Annotated in this window: 4 protein-coding genes; 1 reads left to right on the top strand and 3 read right to left on the bottom strand. The window is 67.7% G+C overall.

What is annotated here, in order from left to right; translation table 11 throughout:
- Positions 1-464 (bottom strand): response regulator (locus tag I53_RS26730; RefSeq protein WP_306307453.1); only part of this gene is annotated, 464 nt, incomplete at its 3' end.
- Positions 461-2,767, bottom strand: a complete 2,307-nt coding sequence (locus I53_RS26725) for an ATP-binding protein (RefSeq protein ID WP_043356602.1) — start codon at positions 2,765-2,767, stop codon at positions 461-463. The genes I53_RS26730 and I53_RS26725, both read right to left, overlap by 4 nt.
- 187 nt (positions 2,768-2,954) lie before the next feature.
- On the opposite strand from I53_RS26725, the gene I53_RS26720 reads away from it, so the two are divergent.
- Positions 2,955-3,638, top strand: a complete 684-nt coding sequence (locus tag I53_RS26720; protein WP_043356599.1) for a Crp/Fnr family transcriptional regulator — start codon at positions 2,955-2,957, stop codon at positions 3,636-3,638.
- A 50-nt stretch (positions 3,639-3,688) separates the two neighbouring features.
- On the opposite strand, the gene I53_RS26715 is transcribed toward I53_RS26720, so the two are convergent.
- Positions 3,689-4,426 (bottom strand): formylglycine-generating enzyme family protein, encoded by a 738-nt coding sequence (locus tag I53_RS26715; RefSeq protein WP_083936169.1) that lies wholly within the window; start codon positions 4,424-4,426, stop codon positions 3,689-3,691.
- Positions 4,427-4,655 lie beyond the last annotated feature (229 nt).

The raw sequence follows: 4,655 nt of genomic DNA, 5'->3' as shown, positions 1-4,655 counted from the left end.
TAGCCCTGAGCCTCCAGGCGGACGCGCAGGATCTCCAGGTTCTCGGGACTGTCGTCGACGACGAGGATATGCGCCGGCACGGCTTCCGCTCGCCTCAAGACGTCGACGAGCATCTGGCGAACGAGGCTCAGGACCTGCGTGGGGCTGAACGGCTTGGCGACGTAGCCGTCGCAGCCNGCGGCGAGGGCCCGGTCTTCGTCGCCCGAGAGCGCGTAGGAGGTCACGGCAACGACCGGGATGTGCCGCGTTGCGGGATCCGCCTTCAGGCGTCGCGCGGCTTCGTATCCATCCATCACCGGAAGCTGGATATCCATCAGGATGAGGTCGGGCAGCTCGGCCTGTGCCACTTCGACCCCTCGCCGCCCATCCGGAGCCTCGACGATGCCATAGCCCGCGGCCGAGAGAAGGTCGCGCAGGATGCGACGATTGTCCTCCGTGTCCTCGACGATCAGTATTCGCTTCATGAAGCCTTCCTTCTCTCGACGGATGTCCGGATCGGAAGGGTCACTTGGAACACGGCACCCTGACCCAGCTCCGACCGCACTTCGATCCGGCCGCCGTGGAGGAGAACGAGCTGGCGGGTGATCGACAGGCCCAGTCCCGTGCCACCCTGCTGGCGCGTGCTCGAGCTGTCGACCTGCTGGAATTCGTCGAAGATTCGTGCCTGATCCGCGGGTGCGATCCCGGGACCGGTATCGGACACCGTTATGACGAAGGTGTAGTCGACGACGCGGGCAGCCACCTTCACGGAGCCGGTCTGCGTGAACTTGATGGCGTTGCCCACGAGATTCATGAGCACTTGTGTGAGCCGCCGCTCATCGCCCTGTCCGACCGGCAGTGTCTGCGGGACGTCGACCGTCAGGGCGAGGCCCTTGGCCTGGGCTAGCGAGGAGGCCGCCACCGTGACGGATTCGATCAACGCGCCCAGCGCGTAATCTTGGACATCGAGCGTGAGCAGGCCGGCCTCGATCTTGGTGAAGTCGAGAACGTCGTTGATCAGGCTCAGCAGGTGGCGGCCGTTGATCTGGATCCGCTCCAGCGCCTGGCTGGCCTTCTCGCTGAGCGGACCGTACAGCCCGTCGGCCAGAAGCTCCGAATAGCCCAGCACGGCATTCAGCGGGGTGCGAAGCTCGTGGCTCATGTTGGCGAAGAACTGCGTCTTGTGGAGATCGGCGGCGGCGAGCTGTCGGCCTTTCTCGTCGACCTCTTGGAAGAGACGCGCGTTGCGGATCGCGAGGGCAGCCTGATGCGCGAAGGTGTGCAGGACATGCTCGGAACTGCCCAGGGGCGCGGCGGCGTCTCTTGAAAGCAGGAGGAGGAAGCCGAGTCGGCCGTCGCTGTCGCCGAGAATGATGAGCGTGGCGGCCTGAAACCCCTCCGCGACGCCCGTGAGAAGCCCGCTGATCGTGGTCAGGTCGTGGACCGGGATCACTTCAGCCGCGGCGTCGCCGGCTCTCGCAAGGGCGTTGGCCGGGAGTATGTCGCTGACCGCGCTGGGCGGAAGACCATAGTCGCCCGCGCGGCGGAACGTCTCGCCCGGCGGCTCGACCAAGTAGACGGCGCTTGCGTCCGAACCCGCAAGGATCGCTGCTCGCGCGGCGATCGCCCGCACGACGTCATCGACCTGCAGTGAGGCGACGATGGCGCGCCCGGTTTCCTCGAGGGCCCGAAGCTCGCTGACCGAGCGGGCGAGATCCCGAGTCTGCCTCTGAATCTCGCTCTCAAGCCGCGCATACGATGTCGAGAGTGCGTCGGCCATGGTGTTGAAGCGCGTTGCCAGGGCCTCGAACTCGTCGCCTGTACGGACGGCGATGCGATGCTCGAACCGGTTGGCCGCGAAGTGCTCGGCCCCGGCGTGCAGCGCGCGGATCGGCACCAGCATGCGGCGGGCCAACAGGAGACTGGCGCAAATCGCCACGACAAGGCCGAACGCAAGAAGCCAGACAAGACGGATGAGCAGGTCGCGAACCGGAGCGAGCGCCTCGCTCAAAGGCTGCGCGACGATGAGCGAGGCGGGCAGCGCGGCGAGCGAATATTGCGTGGCCACCACCGGCTGTCCCGCGGCATCGGAGGCGTAGGTCACCGAACCGGGTGTCGGCAAGGTCAGGCGATCACCCGTTGCGTGCGGGCTCCTGTCGGAGCGGGCGATGCTGATCCCGTCCGGGGTTACGAGGTCGGCGTAGCTTCCGACGCCAGCGGTCGAGGACGGGAGGCTCCCGGTCAGGGCGGTCAGCCGGACGCGCGCGAGTGTGGCGCCCGTCCCCGCGCCCGGATGCGGCAGGAGGAGGTTCGCGTAGATCTCGCCCCCGACGACTTGGAGATTCTGAAATCCCTTGTGCGGCGGGACCGGCCCCAGATCAGACGATCCCAGGGGATCGGTGCTGTCCAGCCGGCGGGCTCGGACACGCTCGCGGCCTTCGCCATCGAAGAAGGCGAGCGTCAGGACGATCGGCGTCTGGTCGAGGAGCGCAGCGTAGTCCTCGCGGTGCTGGGCGAGGCTCTGGGCGCTCGCCCGGGTCACCCAGCCCACCTGTCGCTCGATCTCCGCCAGCGTGTCCTCGACGGCCGCGGTCGCGCTGGCCGCGAAGGTGGCTTGGCTGCGGGCGACGCGCTCGACCGTTTCCCGATACAAAAACCACGTCTCGACGGCCGCGTTGATTGTCAGGACCAGGGCGACGAGACTCACGAGCGTCAGGACGTATTTGCGGAACAGGCTGCCTCGCCAAGTCAAGCTCGGCGCCGACGAGAGTGCGCCCTCCGTCCGCATCGGCAGACTCCACAATGCCCGGCCGGTAGGGACGGCTCGTCCCCACAATAGGTGGCGCAAATCGCCATCGAATGCTCTATAAACAGCATGGTCGAACAGGGAACATTGGGCAACTGAAATCAAGCCGTTGCACGATCACCTGCGTTCGCGTGAGAACCTGATGCTCTCATGTTCTCGAGGTGAGGTGATGTCGAAAGTCTCCAATTTCGGTTCGCTTCTGCGCGTCAATCCGCTGTTCGCGGACCTCGGCCCGGAGGTGATCGACTGTCTTGCCGAGATGGCGACGACGCGCATGATGCGGGCCGGCGAATTGCTCTTCCAAGTAGGCGACCCCGGCGACACGCTCTACGGCATCCGGCGCGGGGAAATCCGAATCGAGACTGGGACCGAGGCCGGGCGACGCATCGTTCTGAACAGCCTGGGGGCCGGCGACCTGTTCGGTGAGATCGCGCTCCTCGACGGCCACGAGCGCACGGCCGATGCGGTGGCTGCCGTGGCGAGCGAGGTCTTCGTCCTGCGGCGTTCCGATCTTCTCGCCTACCTGAAGCGCGAGCCCGACGTGGCCATCCGGTTGATCGGCCTGCTCTGCAGCCGGATCCGGTACATCGCCGGTCAGATGAACGAACTGGCGACGCTGTCTCTGGGAGCCCGGCTCGCCCGCCGGCTGACGGTGCTGGCCGAGGATTTCGGCAACGAGATCCAGATCTCGCAGGAGCAGCTCGGCGCGTTCGTGGGCGGCACGCGCGAGAGCGTGAACCGCCAATTGCAGGTCTGGCGCCGCGCCGGCTACATCGATCTGCGCCGGGGCTGCGTCGTTCTCCTCGATGAAGAGGCGCTCACCCGCATGGCGCAGGAGCCGTCCTGCGCGTGATCCGACGACGGACCGGGCCGAACCCGGACGGGCGAGCCGCTCGCTGCCGGTCACGGCAGAGCGCGCACCACCCGGAACCCGTTGGCATAGTAACGGACGTCGGCATCGTACCGGAAGCGCGCCGAGGGCTTCACGTAGCTGGCAGAACTGTCGAAGGAACCGCCCCGAAGCACCCGTTGGCCGCACGCCCCGGTGAGCCAGGCCGTTCCGTCTTGCGGGGCGCCACGGTAGGAATCGTTCCAGCAATCCTCGACCCACTCGGCAGCGTTGCCCGCCATGTCGAACAGGCCGAAACCGTTGGGCGCGAAGCTCGCGACGCTCGCCAATTCCCGGCTGGCCGTCCGGCTGCAATCGCGGCAATTGGCCTTGCTGTCGCCGACCTGGGGTCCCCAGGCGAAGGCGGTGCTGGTCCCGCCATGCGCGGCGTATTCCCACTCCGCCTCGCTCGGCAGGCGGTAGGTTCGCCGCGTCAGCGCGCTGAGCCAGGCGACATATTCCTGCGCGTCGAACCAGCTCACATTCGTGATCGGTTGCGTGCCGGCCTGGTCGTCCGCGGTATTCGGCCGGTACTTACAGGCCCCTGCCTCGACGCAGCTGCGCCACTCGTTGATGGTCGTCTCCCGACGTGCGATCGCGAACGGGCGCGGGATCGTTACCCGGTGGATGGGCCGGTCGAACGGCTGCGCGCCGGCGCCCATGTCGAAAGTCCCCGCCCGCAGGATGACGAGTTCGGGGCAGGTGTCACAGTCTCGCAGGTTCTGTCCCGCCGTCTGAATGCCCTCCTGCATCGGCGCCTGAGACCGCGGCGGGGCCGGAGCGGCCGGCGGGCTCGGAACCGGTGAGGCCGCCGCGGTCTGCGGGAGGACCGCCGGGGGCGGTGCAGGGGATGGCGCAGGGGATGGCGCAGGCAGCGGGACCGGATCGGGCGGCGGACGACGCGCGACCCGAGGCGGCTCGGCCCTGCTGATGCGGTCCGGCACAGGCGCCGGCCCGGCGTTGGCCGCCGCGACGGCGAAA

Origin of the sequence: Methylobacterium sp. B1, assembly GCF_000333255.1 — a bacterium.
GTDB classification, from domain to species: domain Bacteria; phylum Pseudomonadota; class Alphaproteobacteria; order Rhizobiales; family Beijerinckiaceae; genus Methylobacterium; species Methylobacterium fujisawaense.
Note: the sequence above shows the minus strand (reverse complement) of the source record. Positions and strands in the feature narration are given on the sequence as shown.

Bases quoted from the DNA above. Each gene is read 5' to 3' on its own strand.
- I53_RS26720 (WP_043356599.1), top strand. From the start codon at position 2,955: ATGTCGAAAGTCTCCAATTTCGGTTCGCTTCTGCGCGTCAATCCGCTG.
- I53_RS26725 (WP_043356602.1), bottom strand. From the start codon at position 2,767: ATGCGGACGGAGGGCGCACTCTCGTCGGCGCCGAGCTTGACTTGGCGA.
- I53_RS26715 (WP_083936169.1), bottom strand. From the start codon at position 4,426: ATGCAGGAGGGCATTCAGACGGCGGGACAGAACCTGCGAGACTGTGAC.